Source organism: Lentzea californiensis (genome assembly GCF_024648825.1).
GTDB classification, from domain to species: domain Bacteria; phylum Actinomycetota; class Actinomycetes; order Mycobacteriales; family Pseudonocardiaceae; genus Lentzea; species Lentzea californiensis.
This window is the reverse complement of the sequence record NZ_JANBBE010000012.1, coordinates 49182-65263: the sequence shown is the minus strand read 5'-3', so window position 1 is coordinate 65263 and position 16082 is coordinate 49182. Positions and strand designations below refer to the sequence as shown.

The following is a 16082-nucleotide window of genomic DNA, read 5'->3' as shown; positions in this document are numbered from 1 at the left end:
GACGAGCAACACGCCGTCGTGCCTGACCACACCTTCGTCAACGACCATGGCGCACCGGCGAGACCGGCACGGCGTGTGCCGGCTCCGGGATACCGAGCAGCCGGTACATGGCCGCGCGCAGGATCACTGCGGACCGGTCGAGGCGTGAGCTGATCAGGCCCGCGAACTCCGGGACGGCGACGGCCTGCGAGATGTCGCCGGTGTACCTCGGAACCGCCTCCCTGATCGCGTGCGCAAGGCTGCCGTGACGCACATCGGGACAGGCGGCGAGCAGCATGCGCGCGCCGACAGCCGCGGCGTACTGCGTCGTCGACCCGTGGTCGCCGATGACGACGTCGCTCGCGATCATCGCCGCGCGCCAGCCTTCCTCGGGCGGAACGACGACCACATCGCAGTCGGCGAGCCAGGACCGCACCTGCCAGGAGCCGTGCACGGCCCAGATGTTCGGGTGCAGCACCGCGGCCACCCGTGCCTTGGCGGTCAGTTCCCGGTACAGCTCAGGACATTGGTAGAACGTCGACTCCGGGGTCCACGTCGAACTGATCGTGACGAGCGCGTCACCCGGCTGAACACCCAGCGCCCGCCGGTACTGCTCGCGGAACGGCAGACTGGCCCGCATCCGGTCGAGGCAGATGTCACCCGCGACCACAGCGGCGGGCAGCGCCTCAGGGCACGATTCGGCGAGCACTTCGAGTTCGTCGTCGTGTGCCAGCACGATCGCCGCGGCCTGCACCTTCCCGTCGCGCGTCAGCATCTGCCTGTCGAGTCCGTGCACGGGCCGCGCTTCCCGCCCCGCAGACCGGACCCGCCGGCGTGACTTCATCGAGCCCGCTCCGTGCGGCAGAACGAGCACAGGCCCCGGCGCACGGTCGACGAACCGGTAGCTGGCCGCGAGCACGAGGTCGAACTCGTGCTGCAGAGCCATCTCCCACCCGATGACCAATCCACCGGCCGCACTGACGAACTGCGCGGTGGCCGCGTCCGGCTCGGGCAGCGTGAAGTAGGTCTGGACCCGGAAATCGCTGTCCAGCAGGGGCAACAGGTCGAGCAGGCGCGTACCCGCCACCACGCTGGGCACGATCACGAGCACCTTGCGGCATCCCGGCACCGTCACCCGGTGCGCGCCTCCCGCACCGAGCGGGGTGGTGAACCAGTTCATCCCGGCCTCCATCGGTCGAAGCAATGCCAAGACCGTCCCGGCCCGAGTGTTCATCGAGCTGTCAGAAACTCTTCGCGCACTTCAACGCGTTTCCGATCAAGCCCCTTGTCCTCTTGGGGGTGCAATTCATGTCCGCATGTCAATGGACTGTCACGGAACTGTCATCTTGGGCCGATCGAGTGCATTGCATTGATGCTGAACTGGGAGGACACTCTTTGGTCGGGGACTCGAGGGGTGGCGCTGGTGGATGCGCGATTCATGATTCTGGGACAGACGGGAATACGGGTCGGCGACGCGGTCGACAGGCAGTGGGGCCCGCTCAAGCTCAGAGCCATGCTCGGGGCGTTGCTGGCACAGCCTCGAGTGTCGTTACCTGCGGCGGAGCTGGCAGACTGGGTCTGGTCGGACGACGGTGACCTCCCGCGGAACCCCGTTCAAACCCTGTACTCGTATTCCTGGCGGATCCGGCGCGCACTCGATTCCATGCAGGACCGAGTGGAATTGGTGGTCTCGAACGGCACTTATCGGCTCGACGTCGAACGCAAATCCGTGGACTACTTCCAGTTTCGCGATCGCCTGGAACGTGCGCGAGGCCTGGTGCGCCGCGGAGATCATCAACAGGCGCTGGACGTCATTCGCGGCGCATTCACCCTCTGGGGTGATCAGCGCCTGCTCGAAGACCTCAGATCCGAACGGGCCGACGCCTGGCGGCATCGGATCCGCCTGAACGTCCTGCTGCCCGCCTACGACATGCTGTGCGGCGAGTACCTGGTCCTGGGTGACTACCCCGAGGTCCTGGAAGTGCTGGAAGACCTGGATCACAAGGAACACCCGGCGTTGCTGAAGCGGCGCCTGGAGGCCCTCTACCGGCTCTCCCGCACCGAGGAGGCCACTGAGCTCTTCTTCAGCGCCTACAAGGGTTTCAAGGCCGATGTCAACGACATCGCGGCGGATGACCTTCGCGAGTTCCACGACCACTTGAAGGAGAACGGCGTCGCTGGCAGTCGGCACCGCGAAAGCGTCGCGGGCGTGCTGATACCAGAACAGCTCCCGCTTGACGTGCCGATGTTCGTCGGCCACGAGGAGAAGTTCACCGAGCTCGACACCGCAGCCGCGAATCCCGGCGTGGTGGTCATCGACGGCGTAGGTGGTGTCGGCAAGACCGCGTTCGCCGTGCACTGGTCCCACACCCGGCGGCAACAGGTCCCTGGCGGCGTGCTTTTCGCGGACCTGCAGGGTTTCTCCGACAGCGCGACCGTGGATGCGTCATTCGTCGTCGACCGGTTCCTGCAGGGCTTGGGCGTTCCGCCGGACCGCATCGCGAATCCGGACCACCGCATGGCGAAGCTGCAGTCCGTGTTGTCCGGACGCAAAGTCCTGGTGGTGCTGGACAACGTCCGCAACACCACGCAGATCCACTCGTTGCTGCCGTTGTTCTCGTCGTGTGTGGTGATCGTGACGAGCCGTTCGCGACTGTCCGGACTGTCGGCGCGCCTTGCGCCGCAACGGATCTCGATCGGCCCCCTCAGCATGGACGACGCCGGCGCGCTTCTGGTCGACCGCATCGGAGGGCGTGCTCGCGACCACGTGGAACTCGTCGAGTTGACGAAGGTGTGTCAGGGCCTGCCGATCGTCTTGAAGGTTCTCGCGAACCACATCGCCACGCGGCCCGCGGTGCCGCTGAGCGAGTTCGTCAAGCACTTCCGCGAACGCGGTGTGCTGGACCTCGGTGCCACCCACGGTCCACGAGCGGTGTTCATGCAGTCGTTGCGCGCATTGGATTCTGACGCGGGTGTGCTCTTCCGGATGATCGGCGCGCATCCGGGGCCGAGCATCACGGTCGGCTTGGCGGCCGTGATGGCGGAGTTGCCCAGGAGGAGGGTCCACGAGGCGATGGATGCCTTGGCGGAGGCTCACTTGCTGGAGCAGGCGGGGGAGTTGGACCGTTTCAGGCTGCACGACCTGCTGCGTGAGTTCTCCGCGGGTCTGCTCGAGGATGAACAGGAACGGAGCGCGCTCGAACTCCGCATGCTGGAGCACTACCTCCGGACGGCCGAGCGCGCGGACCAGATGATGTTCTCGACGAGGGTCAGGGTGCCCACACCTGACAGCGAGCAGGACGCCGGAGCAATCGAGTTCGAGAGCGTGGCCGCCGCGCATCACTGGTGCTCGGCCGAAGCGCACAACCTCCTTGCCTTGGTGCGCCTTGCTTTTCACGCGGGGCACTACGAGCATGCCGTGTCGATCCCGCAGTTGGTCGGTGAGATATGGCTGCGGCAGGGGAACACGGTGGAGGTCCTCAACCTCCTGCACGCCGGACTCGCCGCGGCGAAGTTCCTCGGTGCGTCCGCCGAGGAGGAGTCTTCTGCGTTGCTGCTCCAGATCGGTTTCACCTATCTGCTCAGGCAGGAGTACGCACGCGCGGAACATCATGTGCACCTGGCGCATCTGGGGTTCGCCCGTGCCGAGGGTGACCAGAGCCTGGCCATCGCCACCTGTCTGCACACCGGTGCCCGCATTCTGGTCGCGACCGGCAGCATCGTCATGGGAATAGACTCACATGAACGTGCATTGCTGATGCTGCGCCAGTCGGGGTCCGAGGCTCGCAGCATGGAGATTGGTTTTCTCTATCGCGCAGGTGAGGCGTACAAGCACGCTCTCGAATACGCGCGCGCCGCGTCCTATTACCACCAAGCTCTCGCGCTCGCGCGCGAAGTGGGCGACGAGGCGTCGGAGGCGACGGTTCTGCACCTGCTCGGGGCGTTGAATTTCGCTCGTGAACACGCGGCAGAGGCCCGCGGATTCGCTGAGGCCTCACTCCTCAAGTATGCCCGACTGCACGCGGTCGGCCTCGCTGGTGAGGTGTGCGCCCTTCTCAGTGAGATCGAACTGGAAGACGGAAGGTTGTTTGAAGCTAAGCAATATGCCCGCCAGGCGATCAGGCTGTGCGGCAGGGCGGGCGCGTCGCTTCACGAGGCGAAGGCGCTGCACGTGCTCAGCGGGATCCTCGAACGGGTGGCGCAGTTCGACGGTGCCGTCGAGGCGCTGGAGCGCGCGCACGCCATATTCGCCGACCTGGATCGGGAACGCGCAGAAGTTATAGCTGCTGAACTGCGAGAACTCCAGGTTGAGTTGTCATTGCCGACCGCTCGCTCCGAGTCGCTGGTGCTCGAGCTCGGCAGCGGCCCGGAAGCTAGTGGTACTACCGGTAGGTAATTGAATCAGCGGGTACCTGTTGGGTGTCGCCCGTTAGTAGGAATTTGACTCTGCATCTCATCTCTGTGAGTATCCGGATTCCAGCTGAACCCGGAATTTCCCCGAAGATGCAGGAGTACAACCAGTTGAAGAAGGTCCTGCGCCGCCTGCTGCCCACGTCCGGCATGCTCGCGGTTGTTGTCGCGGTGGTCTACACCAATCCGCTATCAGCGGTCGTGGCCAGCCGTTTCTGGATCAACATGATCGAGCAGTCAGGTCCGTTGCTCTGAGCTAGTCCTGACGCCGGGTGTTCCCCCGCTCCGGCAGCCGAAATCGCTTCAGGTTGATTGCCTTCCCAGGTGGGCGGTCGCACGCCCACCTGGGATCAACTCGCGAACTTCTCCGTCAGCGCGTTCGACCGGTAGGCCAGCCCGAAGTGGCGCAGGCGGCGCCGCGACGCGTCCTTGCTCAGCGCACAGGCCCGCAGCGCGGCAACCATCCGCCGGAACGGCTGCACGTCGTCCTCCGACGTGATCACTACGATCCCCGGCATCAGCGTCAGCACCACCTGCTGGTCGCCGTGAACCTCGAAGCCGTGCAGAAGCGCGGGCGTGACGGTGGTCCGGCCGAGAATCACGCGCACGACGACGTCCGGATGACGCTCGCCGACTGAGGAGAGTTCGAGCATCTGGTCGCTCATGATCCGCGCGGAACCGACGTGGGTACCCAGTGCCGACTCGAACACGAAGAACTCGAACCGCAGTCCCGGCGTTGCCATCAGCCGCTTCCGCTTGCGCAGCAACGCCATTGCTGCCCTGATGTTGCGCTCGGACAACGGACCGGTCGCCGCCAGCAGGTACTCGCGGGTGCGCAGCCAGTCCGGCACGACGGCGGGATCGGCGGCCACGACGCAGTCGGCGTCGCCGAACTTCGCCAACAGCGCCGTGTGCTCGGTGAGTGCTCCGCGGCGTATCACGATTCGCCGCGCGGCCGGATCGTCCTGCAGGCGATCGATCAACTCAAGCGCGTGCGCCGCCGCAACGGAATCCATGTCCAGAGCCGTCGTGAGGCGACGCACGTCGTCCGGACTCGGCAGCAGGACGCCGTTCTCGATCTTGGACAGCTTGGACTGGGTGAACCCGGCCCGCCGCGCCGCTTCGACACCCGTGAGCCGGGCCTTCTTGCGGTGCACGCGGAGGAGGGCGCCCAGGTCGTCGAGGTCGTGCTGGGCGTCGTCGGAGCGGGCCATCGGGATTCCTGTCGTTCGATTGGCCGCAAACGTACCGCTGAACGGTCTAGGCCGTCGAGCCCACTCCCTTGATGCGGCCGTCCCGGAACGCGTCCACGAACAGCCGGTGGTCCTCCCGGGTCTGCCGCGCGTAGTCGAGGGCGAACGCCACGACGGACTCGCAGAAGTCGGCGTCCCGGCCCCCGATGGCCGTCGCGATCGCCTCCTCGCACTGGAAGTCCACGAGGGTCTGCGCGGAGTCCGAGTCGGCCACGCAGTGCATCTTCGCGGTGGCGCGGCCCAGGTAGCCGAGCACGGGCAGCATGTCGGCGGGCTCGGTGAGGTCCGACCAGTCCAGGTCGGCCTCGTACGGGGAGAGTTCGGCGACGACGTAACCGACGCCGTCGATCTCGGTGTGGCCCAGCCACGGGTCGGCGTGGGCCTGCAGGGCTCGCTGCGAGACGGCGGTGCGGTGGCCGTGGTCGGTGAAGTACTCGCGGATCCTGGCGTCGGGGACGATGCGGCTGGGCGCGGCGACGTTGGCCTGCTTCATGGACAGCACGACGTCGTTCTCCAACGCCTGGGAGCGGCCCTCGACCAGGATGTTGTAGGCGTGCAGGCCTGCTGAGCCGATGCCGAAACCGCTGCGGCCCACCACGTCCTTCACGGCGTAGGTGCGGCTCGACGCCCGTTTGCCGGTGGGGATGGTGTTCAGGTAGGACGCGAAGGCGCGGGCGACTGTCTCGAGGACGTCCTCGGAGAGTTCGTGGATGCCCTCGCGGTCGCGGCGGAAGCGGCGTTCGTAGTCGACGATCGTGGTCTTCTCGTCCAGCAGGCCGATCCGGGTGGCCAGGCGGGCCCGTTGCAGGACGCGGTGCAGCGCGCCCTCGGTGCTGTCGAGGCGCAGGCTGAAGAGCTCGTCGTCCGGGTGTTCGGCGAACGAGCGGACCTGGGCGACGTACGCGGTGACGTAGGTGCTGATCAGGTCGGCGATCGCGCTGTCCGGCAGGGCCTTGCGCCAGCCGAGCAACGCCATCGAGGCGGCGAAGCGGCGGAGGTCCCACGTGAACGAGCCCAGGTAGGCCTCGTCGAAGTCGTTGACGTCGAACACCAGCGTGCCCTCGGAGTCCATGTACGTGCCGAAGTTCTGCGCGTGCAGGTCGCCCTGGATCCAAATGCGGCCGGTGTGTTCGTCGGCCCACTCGTCGGGCAGCTCGGCCATGTCGGCGTAGAACAGGCACGCGCTGCCGCGGTAGAACGTGAACGGTTCGGCCGCCATTTTGCGGAACTTGTGCCGGAACGCGGCGGGGTCGGCTGCCATCAGGCCGGCGAAGGCCTCCTCCAGCACGCTCACGATGCGGTCGCCGCGATCTGTCATGGTGCATGACAGCACGCGGAAGTCCGCGGGAGAAGCCGGACGCGCGCAAAAGAGCGAGCAGGAATCGAGAAGCTCTCGCGGATCGACGCGCCTACCGTCGCAGGCATGTGCTTCATGTTCGGTGCGAGCGAGGAGCAGGTGCGTCGCGTGCTCGAGGAGGCGCGGCAGGCCGACGAGGAGGCCGAGACCGAAGACTGGCCTCAGGACTAGGGATCGCGTTCATGCCCGGCGCAAGACTGCCGGGCATGAACGGATCGATGTCTCGCCGGAGCGTTCTCGCCGCGGGTGTGGCGGGCTCAGCGGCGACTCCAGCTCCACCACCGGCTCGGCGACCCAGACCTACTTCGTCCAGGCCGCCTGCCAGTACGTCCGGGGCATCTCGACCGGCATCGACGGCGACTGGGGCCCTCAGACGCAGCAGAACTCCTCCACCGCCCTCGCCCGTGCCGGACATGACGGCGTGATCACCACCCAGAGCCGGTGGCTCGCCTTCTGCAAAGCCAGTGCGCAGCAGGCCTGGGCGCTCGTGCCCTGACCGTCACGCGTGGCACTCCAGCAGTTGCGCGGACCCGCCACCGTAGGCGTTCGGGTCCACTGTGGAGCAGTGCGCGGCGATCCACTCCTGGCGGCCGTTGTCAGTGCGGCCGCCAGGACCGCGGCCACCCATCTCAACGCCCAGCACGAACTTGAGCCTGCCCTCGGTGACCCACGACTGCAGCTGTCCGACCGACGGCGCGTCGTCCGAGCCGGAGAACCCGCCCATGCCGATCACGACCTCGTCCGAGCCCATGATGTACGGCGACGCCATCTGCGCGGAACCGGCGACCGCCAGCGTGATCTCCGCGCCACCGCCGTTCTCCTCGACGTAGCTGAGGATCCTCTTCTGCTCGTCGGTGAGCTCACCTCGGCCGCCACCGGGAGGGCCACCCCGCATCGGTTGCCGGCCAACGCCGGGTGGTGGCTGTCCGCCCGCGAAGATCTCGAAGCCGCCCGCAGGTCCGCTCGGGCCGGCAGCGGGCATCACACCGCCCGAACCACCCGTGGCCGCGGTCGCCACCGACCACACGGCAGGTGTCAGCAGCACCGCCACCAGCGCCGCCGCCAGGCCGGTCCGGCGCAGACCCGCCAGCAGCACCGCGATCGCCACCGCGGCGGCGCCGAGCGCCACCCACCTGGTCCAGCCGTGGAACGACGGGTCGCGGGACACCACGACGATCGCCCAGGCCGCGGTGATCGCGACCGACAGCGGCAGCAGGAACCGGACGAAGCTCCTGGCACGCCAGAACATCGCCAGCCCGGCAGCGCTGATCGCGGCGACGGGCGGCGCGAGCATCGTCGTGTAGTACGGGTGGAAGATGCCCTGCGCGAGGCTGAAGACGGCGGCCGTGACCAGCAGCCAGCCGCCCCACATGAACCAGCCCGCGCGTTCGGCCGGGTCGGCCGGGATCCCGCGGCGCCACCGCAGCACACCCGCCACCGCCACCACGAACAGCACCAGCAGGCACAACGGCAGCAACCACGAGATCTGGCCGCCCACCGAGGAGTCGAACATCCTGGTGATGCCGGGCTGCCCGCCGAACATCATGCCGCCTCGGGGACCGGCGAACTCCATCTCGGGCGCCTGGCCGCCGCCACCCCGGTTGCCGCTCCCGCCGAACACCCGGCCAAGGCCGTTGTAGCCGATGACCAGGTCCCACGCGCCTCCATCCGTGCTGCCCCCGATGTACGGCTTGGAGCCCGGCCACCAGGCGTGCAGCGCCACCCACCAGAACGACGACACCACCAGCACCCCACCGGCGGCCAGCAGGTCGAGGATCCGGCGCCGGACGGGCGCGGAAGTCCCCACCAGGTAGGCCAGGGCGAACCCCGGCACGACGATCCAGGCCTGCAGCATCTTGGTCAGGAACCCACAGCCGATGAAGAAGGCGCACCACAGCAACCACTTCGTCCGCGGCCGGCTCTCCGCGGCCTTGACCGACCGCGTGAAGGCGTAGGCGGCGGCGACGAGCAGCAGCACCAGCAACGTGTCCGGGTTGTTGTCGCGGTTGATCGCCACGGTGATCGGCGTCAGCGCGAAGATCAACGCCGCGAGCAGCGCCACGTTCTCGTCCGCCCACAGCCGGACGGTGCGGTGCAGCAGGAACACCGCCGCGACACCCTCGGCCACCTGCGGCAGCAACACCGCCCACCCGTGGAACCCGAAGATCCACACGGCCGCGGCCTGGGGCCACAGCGACATCGGCGGCTTGTCGACGGTCACCACCCCGGCCGGGTCGAACGAGCCGAACAGGAAGTTGCCGAACGACGTCGTCATCGACTTCGCCGCCGCCGCGTAGTAGGGGTTGCCGACCTGTCCCGCGCCGATCGCCCACCCGTACAGCGCACCGGCCACCACGCAGATCGCCGCGAGAGCCCAGACGGGCCGGCGGGAGGGACGCGCGGTGATCGGTTCGCCGGCCGTGGTCGTCACATCGGCAGTGGCGGTCATGCCTGGTCCTCTCGGTCGCTGCGGCGGAACACCCAGCTCCGCAACAGGAAGAAACGTCCCACCGTGCCCAGGGCCGACGAGCCGAGCAGCACCACCAGCTCCAGCGCACGGGACGGGGTGGACGCGACCGCGTGCAGCACGAGCAACGCGGCCGACGTGAACGCGTAGTAGAGCCCGAACACCACCAAGCCCTGCAGATGTGTCCTGCCGCGGGCGGTGTTGCGGGCCGTGAAGGTGAAGCGCCGGTTGGCCTCCGTGTTGAACAACGTGGTGATCACCAACGCGGCCAGGTTCGCCACCAGCAGCGGCCACCACAGCCGGAAGACGCCGTACAGCGCCAGGTTCGCGAGCGTGGAGATCACTCCGATCACCGCGAACGACAGCACCTGCCAGGAAAGCCCGCCCTCGCTGCGGCTCAGCACGGCGTCCGGGTGGATGGCACGGGGCTGAGGCCGTCGCGGCAACCCGCTCACGCGAGCCGTGCCGTTGGCCTTCGCACGAGCGATGCGGACCAACCCCTTGATGTCGTCGATCGCGGTGCCGACCACGTCGACCCGGCTGTCCACGTCCTCGACCCAGTCGACCGGCACCTCGTGCACGCGCAGACCGTTGTGCTCGGCCAGGAGCAGCAGTTCGGTGTCGAAGAACCACGCCTCGTCGCGCGCCTGGCCGAGCAACGGCCGGACGACCTCGGTGCGCGCCGCCTTGAAACCGCACTGCGCATCGCTGAACCGAGCGCCGTGCGTCAGCCTGATCAACGCGTTGTAGGCCCGCGACACCAGCTCTCTTCGCGGCCCTCGCACCGTGCGCGAACCCGGCGCGAGCCGCGAGCCGATCGCGAGGTCCGAGTGCCCGTTGAGCAGCGGCGCGACCAACGGCAGCAAGCCGTCCAGTCCCGTCGACAGGTCCACGTCCATGTAGACGACGACCGCCGCCTCGCTGGCACCCCACGACTCCCTGAGCGCCAGCCCGCGGCCCTTGCGGTCGAGGTGGTGCACGCGCACCCGTTCGTACTTCCCGGCCAGTTGCTCCGCGACCGCGAGCGTGCCGTCCGTGCTCGCGTTGTCGACGACCACGATCGACCAGTCGAACGGGAACTGCTCGCTCAGGAACCCGTGCAGCACCTCCACGCAGCCGGGCAGCGCGCGTTCCTCGTTGTAGACCGGGATCATGATGTCCACCGTCCCCGTGGCCTGTGCGGTGCTCACCGCCATGTCTTCTCCGTTCCACTGTGGACACAGCTGCGACCGTTGTGGGACCGAGCCTGCTGAGGCTGTCGTGAGAACGTCCTTGGCTTCTGCTGAGAGAATCGTGAGAGCGCTGATGCACAGGTGGCTCACAGCGAACGGCTCTACCGTGCCTGGAATGAGACTGCTGGTGGTGGACGACGACCCGGACGTCCGCGACAGCCTGCGGCGCAGCCTCGAGTTCGAGGGCTACGAGGTGACCACGGCCTCGGACGGCGCCGAGGCGCTCCCGCTCGTGCACGGGGCGGACCTGGCCGTCCTCGACCTGATGATGCCGAACCTGGACGGCTCCGAGGCCTGTCGCCGCCTGCGCGCGGCCGGGGAACGACTGCCCGTGCTGATGCTCACCGCCCGCGACGCGCTGGGCGACCGGGTCACCGGCCTGGACGCCGGTGCCGACGACTACCTGGTCAAACCCTTCGCGCTGGAGGAGCTCCTGGCCCGCGTCCGGGCACTGCTCAAGCAGAACCGGCGCCGCGCGGCACCACGGACGCTCCAGTTCGCCGACCTCAGGATGGACCCGCAGGCCCGCGAGGTCCTGCGCGGAGACGACCGGCTCGACCTGACCCCGACCGAGTACGACCTGCTCGCGGTCTTCCTGGGCGATCCGGACCGGCTGCTCACCAAGCAGCACCTCAAGCACGCCGTGTGGGGCAAGGACCAGGGCACCAACCTGCTCGACGTCTACGTCGGCTACCTGCGCCGCAAGACCGAGGCAGGCGGCCGTCCCCGCCTGCTGCACACCGTGCGCGGCATGGGTTTCATCCTGCGCGAGTCGCCGTGAGGAGCCCGGTCCTGCTGCGCGGCAAGCTCGCGCTGATCACCGCGTTCGTCGTGGCGGTCGCGATCGCCGGGATCAGCGTCGTCACCTGGCTCACCACCGAGCACAACCTGCGCACGCAGCTCGACAGGTCGTTGCTCGCCAGCGTGCCGCCGCCCCGGATCCAGATCCGGTGCGACGAAGGCGTCCCCGCCGAGGGGCTCAGGCAGGTTCTGCAGGGCATCCAGACCCTGAGCCGCAACGGGCTCACCTGCGCGCCACCGGGAGTCGACCCCGTCGTCACCTCCAGCGCCGACTTCGTGACGGCGCCGGTGCTGCGCGACGGCGTGACCGAGTCGGGTGCGGAGGCACGCGTCGCCCTGCAACCGATGAGCACCGGCGAGGTCCTGATCCTCAGCCGCAGCACGGCCGAGATCGACACCACCCTGACCACGCTCGCCGGAGTCCTGGCCGCCGTGTCGATCTGCGGCGTGCTGCTGGTCACCGGCACGGGCCTGTGGCTGACCCGCCGCGCCCTGGCACCGATGGAACGCCTCACCGAGGCGGCCGAGCACATCGCGCGCACCGAGGACCTGACGACCCCGGTCACCGTCGACGGTCACGACGAGGTGGGCCGGCTGGGCCGCGCGTTCACGTCGATGACCGCGGCCCTGGCCGAGTCCCGCCGGCGCCAGCGCGATCTCGTCAACGACGCCGCGCACGAGCTGCGCACCCCGTTGACCAGCCTGCGCACCAACATCGACCTCCTGGTGCGCAGCGAACGCACCGGCCGCGCGCTACCGCAGCGCGCGGAGGTCCTCGACCGCCTGCAGGCCCAGAGCCAGGAGTTCGGCGACCTGGTCACCGAGCTCGTCGTGCTCGCCCGCGACGACCGGGAGCTGGCCAGCGAGCCCGTCGGCGTGGCCGGCGTGATCGACCGGGCGGTCGAGCGCGCCCGCAGCCGTGCCCACGACCACCTCTTCGACGTCGACCACGCCGAGTGGTCGGTCGCCGGCGACGCGGGCGCCCTGGAACGCAGCGTGCTCAACCTGCTCGACAACGCCGTGAAGTTCTCCCCGGCGCGCTCCACGATCACCGTCCGCTCGAGGCCCGGCTGGCTGACCGTCAGCGACGAGGGGCCGGGGGTGCCGTTCGAGCACAGGAGCTCGGCCTTCGAGCGGTTCTGGCGCGCGCCCGACGCCCGTGGCCTGCCCGGATCCGGCCTGGGGCTGGCGATCGTGGCGGACGTCGTGGCGGTGCACGGAGGCAGCGTGCGGTTCGTGCCGAGGCCGCGCGGTGCGTCCGTTCGCGTCGATCTGCCTGAAATCCGTTGACTGGCAGACGATCGACGGTGGTTGCCGTGGCCTGCTCTGCACCACGGTGAGGACATGGAACGCACACACCGGCGCCCTGCCTTGCTGATCACCGCGCTCCTCTCGATCGCGATGTTCACCGCCGGCAACTCGGCCGCAGCTCCTCCGGAAGAACCGTCGAACCACTGGCAGTACAACCACTGGCCGCAGCAACAGCCGTGGCAGCAGTCCAGGGACTCCGCCCGCGTGCTCGCGCAGGCCGGTTTCCCGGGTCCGATCGACCCGCAGAACTGGGTCAATCCCGACCACATGACGTGGGAGCGGGACTACAAGAAGATCCCCGGAACGAACTGGGCCGACCCGGCGGTCAAGGGCTCGGTGCGCACCTTCAAGGGCGCGCTGGTCCTGCTGGACTACCCGAACCAGCCGTTCGTCGTCACGCAGGCGAAGAACTCCACGGTGTTCGGCAACCCCAGCGCCGAGGCGAGCAACGTGCCACGCGCCGAGGTCGGGCAGTTCTACCAGGACTTCCTCAACAAGCCGAACGGTCTCAACCGCGGCCACACCGTGCACGAGTACTGGATGGAGACCTCCGGTGGGCGCTACGGCGTCGACCTGAAGGCGTTCGGCCCGTACACGATGCCGGGCAAGGACCACGAGTACGCCATGGAGTTCCAGGGCGGAACTGGTTGTCCCGCCGGCGATTCCTGCAACCGCAACATCCGCACCGACGGCCGCGCCGCGTGGGTGGCCGACGTCGGCGCGGAAGTACCGGCGGGCTACGACTTCACCTACTACCTGTCGGCGGGCCAGGACGAGTCCGGCACGTGGCAGGAGTTCGGGATGATGAAGTTCCGGACCAAGGAGGACGTGACCGACGCCTTCGGCCCGCCGGATCCGGCCCTGCCGAACTGGTCGAGCACCCGGTACGTCGACTGGACCTCGTGGGCCGCGGGCTCGTCGATCTGGCCCAACGCGGGCGGTGGTTCGTCGACCCAGGCCGAGAGCTCCGGCCAGGGCGTCTACGCGCACGAACTGAGCCACATCCTCGGCATCGGCGACAACTACAACAACCCGTACGGCAGCCCGCCGCGCCGTGACTACAGCGGTCCTTGGGACATGCTGTCGCGCGGCTCGTTCAACGGCCCCGGCGGTCCGCACTCCCGCTGGACCATCCCGGCGACCGGCGGTGGGTCGCTCGGCGCGCAGCAGACGTTGCGCAACAAGATCAAGCTCGGCATCGTCGACGAGAAGAACGTCCTGCGGTTGTCCCGCGAGGCACTGGCCGGTTCCGGCACGGTCATCGCGAAGATCACCGCGCGCGAGGTCAACCCCGGCGCCACCGGCCTGACCGGCATCAACCTCGCTCTGGGCACCGGCGACAAGTCCCCGTCCTGCAACGTCTCCACCAACCCGTTCTGCGACGGCGGCGGCTACAACAACTACACGCTCGAGGTCGTGGACCGGATGGGCGCAGACTCGTTCACCCCGGACTCCGGCGTGATGCTGGCCAAGACCAAGAACGCCGACGCCGCACCGTTCACGTGGGTGGTCGACGCCAATCCGCAGGACATCGGCATGACCGACTACGTCCTGCCCGACGGCACCCAGGTCCCGATCACGATCGGCGACTACCGCCAGCTGTCCGACGCGCTGTTCCACGCCGGCACGAACTCCGGCAGCGAGTTCGAGTTCGTCGACACGGCCAACCGCCTGCACTTCTACGTGCTGGACCTGCAACGCGACGCCCGTGGCGTGCTGTCCTACACGGTGGCGATCCGGTCGCTCGACGGCGCCGGACCGCAGCAGCGCGGCGTGCGGGTCAACCCGGCCGCGGCGCGTGCCGACTCGTCGGGCGTGGCGACGTGCCGCTTCCCGCTGACCAACACCGGCCGCACAGCACCTCCCGGCGGACAGCACCCGGAGCCCGTCGACCAGTACCTCGACGGCGACGTCTACCGCGTGACGGCGAAGGCTTCGGACGGCTGGACGGTCTCGGTGCCGAACGCGCTGGCCACGGCCAAGTTCGGCGGGCGGGTCGACGTTCCGGTGCACGCACAGCGCAACGGCGGGCCGATCATGTCGAAGGTGACTCTGACGGCGGTGTCGGAGAGCAACCCCGGCAGGTCCGCGACCGCGACCTGCACGGTGACCGGCCGCTAGCGGCGACTGCTCCGGGCCGGCCCGCGCCGGCCCGGAGCTTCCCGCTGCGGCACCGGTCCTGACGTCAGCACCACGAAGCACCCCGTCAGCAGAGCGGCGCCGCACGCCAGCCACGTCAGCGTCTGGACCGCCGGGATCGGGGCGATCACGCCGATGCTGAACAGCAGCAACGGCATGCCGAGCGCGTAGCAGACGCCGGCCGCGAACGTCCGGCCCGAACCGCTGGCCAGCAACGGAATCGCGGCGGCCGCGGTCAGGACCGCGAACCCGAGCCACGCGTACGTCAGCCCGGTGTGCAGCGCGATCGTGACGTCGAGGCCTTCGTCCGCGCGGATCGCGGACTCGAGCTCGGGCGCGTAGCTGAACCCGGCGGCGGCTCTCGTCCCCGCGGCGACGGCTGTGAGCAGCAACGACGCCCCCAGGATGGTGCGACCGCGCCGGACGGGATCGACTCGCTTCCTGGTGTCCACGCACCCAGTCTGTTGGCAGCCGCCGGGCGCGGGCCTGAGCACACGCCCAAGTGCACTCAGTGGTGGTACGGGATCCGGGCCATGGGCTCGAGCAGTTCGTGCTCCTCATAGGACAGGTGCGACAGCAGCGTGTCCGTGAGCAGGCCGGCCGCCTCCTGCACCTGGACGATCTTCCGCGGTTCCGCGACCGTCGCCACCAGTGCGGCGTCAAGGCGTTCGAGCACCTCGTGGATGACGTGGTGCTCCTCGGTCAGCCGGTCCAGGACGGGCCCGAGCCGCGCGTCGCCCTCCCTGAGCTGCGGGTAGAGGCTGGTGTCCTCGAGCGTGTGGTGGAGGGTGACGAGCCGGCAGTAGCTCTCGCAGTACGCGCCCATCGTCCAGTTGTTCTGGCGCATGGTCATCGTGTTGATCGCGGACCGCGCCTCGCCCACGCCGATGGTGCCGTCCACGGCCTGCTCGATGATCGAACGGACCTTCGTCAGCTCCTCGCGCAGGTGGTTGTGCACCCCGACCAGCTGACGGCTCATCGCCCTGCCCGAAACGCTGTAGACCGCGTTCGCTTCAGGCTCTGGACCTCGGGGGCGCGTCGACTCGTCCCACAGGAGCTCGACGCCATGATCTGTCATGCCGAAAGTATGTCACGCAGATGTTCTGTCTAACAGACGTTCTATCCGGACTATC

The 16082-nt window shown here is 68.5% G+C and carries 12 protein-coding genes; 5 read left to right on the top strand and 7 right to left on the bottom strand.

Annotated features, from left to right (window positions below):
* Positions 1–37 precede the first annotated feature (37 nt).
* Positions 38–1159, bottom strand: coding sequence for a hypothetical protein (locus LX88_RS33790; protein WP_258951848.1), 1122 nt, complete (start codon positions 1157–1159; stop codon positions 38–40).
* 234 nt (positions 1160–1393) lie between these two features.
* Between LX88_RS33790 and LX88_RS33785 the strand changes: the two genes are divergently transcribed.
* The gene (locus tag LX88_RS33785) at positions 1394–4375 is read left to right on the top strand and encodes an AfsR/SARP family transcriptional regulator (RefSeq protein WP_258951847.1); all 2982 of its coding nucleotides are present in this window, start codon (positions 1394–1396) and stop codon (positions 4373–4375) included.
* A gap of 107 nt (positions 4376–4482) precedes the next feature.
* Entirely contained in the window at positions 4483–4644 is a 162-nt protein-coding gene (locus LX88_RS33780) for a hypothetical protein (protein WP_258951846.1), read from the top strand.
* A 95-nt stretch (positions 4645–4739) separates the two neighbouring features.
* Here the strand turns inward: LX88_RS33780 and LX88_RS33775 are convergent, their stop codons facing one another.
* From LX88_RS33775 to LX88_RS33760, 4 genes are all read right to left on the bottom strand, one after another.
* A complete protein-coding gene (locus tag LX88_RS33775) occupies positions 4740–5603 on the bottom strand; it encodes a Scr1 family TA system antitoxin-like transcriptional regulator (protein WP_258951845.1) in 864 nt (287 codons plus the stop codon).
* 46 nt (positions 5604–5649) lie between these two features.
* Positions 5650–6960, bottom strand: a complete 1311-nt coding sequence (locus LX88_RS33770) for a DUF2252 domain-containing protein (protein ID WP_258951844.1) — start codon at positions 6958–6960, stop codon at positions 5650–5652.
* A gap of 538 nt (positions 6961–7498) precedes the next feature.
* On the bottom strand, positions 7499–9448 hold the full coding sequence (locus tag LX88_RS33765; RefSeq protein WP_258951843.1) for an ArnT family glycosyltransferase: 1950 nt from the start codon (positions 9446–9448) through the stop codon (positions 7499–7501).
* Positions 9445–10662: a bifunctional glycosyltransferase family 2/GtrA family protein gene (locus LX88_RS33760; protein WP_258951842.1), complete on the bottom strand. Its 1218-nt coding sequence runs from the start codon at positions 10660–10662 to the stop codon at positions 9445–9447. The genes LX88_RS33765 and LX88_RS33760 overlap by 4 nt, the downstream gene beginning before the upstream one ends.
* Before the next feature lie 151 nt (positions 10663–10813).
* Here LX88_RS33760 and LX88_RS33755 point away from each other — a divergent pair, with 151 nt between their 5' ends.
* From LX88_RS33755 to LX88_RS33745, 3 genes are read left to right on the top strand one after another with little or no spacing between them, the layout of a single operon-like run.
* Positions 10814–11479, top strand: a complete 666-nt coding sequence (locus tag LX88_RS33755; protein WP_258951841.1) for a response regulator transcription factor — start codon at positions 10814–10816, stop codon at positions 11477–11479.
* The gene (locus tag LX88_RS33750; RefSeq protein WP_258951840.1) at positions 11476–12789 is read left to right on the top strand and encodes a HAMP domain-containing sensor histidine kinase; all 1314 of its coding nucleotides are present in this window, start codon (positions 11476–11478) and stop codon (positions 12787–12789) included. The genes LX88_RS33755 and LX88_RS33750 overlap by 4 nt, the downstream gene beginning before the upstream one ends.
* A 54-nt stretch (positions 12790–12843) precedes the next feature.
* Positions 12844–14931 carry a M6 family metalloprotease domain-containing protein gene (locus LX88_RS33745; RefSeq protein ID WP_258951839.1) on the top strand — a complete coding sequence of 696 codons (2088 nt, stop codon included), beginning with the start codon at positions 12844–12846 and terminating at the stop codon, positions 14929–14931.
* On the opposite strand, the gene LX88_RS33740 is transcribed toward LX88_RS33745, so the two are convergent.
* Together LX88_RS33740 and LX88_RS33735 are read right to left on the bottom strand one after the other, a co-directional pair.
* Positions 14928–15401 carry a hypothetical protein gene (locus LX88_RS33740; RefSeq protein WP_258951838.1) on the bottom strand — a complete coding sequence of 158 codons (474 nt, stop codon included), beginning with the start codon at positions 15399–15401 and terminating at the stop codon, positions 14928–14930. The genes LX88_RS33745 and LX88_RS33740 overlap by 4 nt on opposite strands.
* A gap of 56 nt (positions 15402–15457) precedes the next feature.
* The gene (locus tag LX88_RS33735) at positions 15458–16027 is read right to left on the bottom strand and encodes a hemerythrin domain-containing protein (protein WP_258951837.1); all 570 of its coding nucleotides are present in this window, start codon (positions 16025–16027) and stop codon (positions 15458–15460) included.
* Positions 16028–16082: the final 55 nt, after the last annotated feature.

What these genes read in the sequence shown, in the direction of transcription:
- LX88_RS33790 (WP_258951848.1), bottom strand. Translation starts at nt 1,159, where the DNA reads ATGAACTGGTTCACCACCCCGCTCGGTGCGGGAGGCGCGCACCGGGTG.
- LX88_RS33780 (WP_258951846.1), top strand. Translation starts at nt 4,483, where the DNA reads ATGCAGGAGTACAACCAGTTGAAGAAGGTCCTGCGCCGCCTGCTGCCC.
- LX88_RS33775 (WP_258951845.1), bottom strand. Translation starts at nt 5,603, where the DNA reads ATGGCCCGCTCCGACGACGCCCAGCACGACCTCGACGACCTGGGCGCC.
- LX88_RS33770 (WP_258951844.1), bottom strand. Translation starts at nt 6,960, where the DNA reads ATGACAGATCGCGGCGACCGCATCGTGAGCGTGCTGGAGGAGGCCTTC.
- LX88_RS33765 (WP_258951843.1), bottom strand. Translation starts at nt 9,448, where the DNA reads ATGACCGCCACTGCCGATGTGACGACCACGGCCGGCGAACCGATCACC.
- LX88_RS33760 (WP_258951842.1), bottom strand. Translation starts at nt 10,662, where the DNA reads ATGGCGGTGAGCACCGCACAGGCCACGGGGACGGTGGACATCATGATC.
- LX88_RS33755 (WP_258951841.1), top strand. Translation starts at nt 10,814, where the DNA reads ATGAGACTGCTGGTGGTGGACGACGACCCGGACGTCCGCGACAGCCTG.
- LX88_RS33745 (WP_258951839.1), top strand. Translation starts at nt 12,844, where the DNA reads ATGGAACGCACACACCGGCGCCCTGCCTTGCTGATCACCGCGCTCCTC.
- LX88_RS33735 (WP_258951837.1), bottom strand. Translation starts at nt 16,027, where the DNA reads ATGACAGATCATGGCGTCGAGCTCCTGTGGGACGAGTCGACGCGCCCC.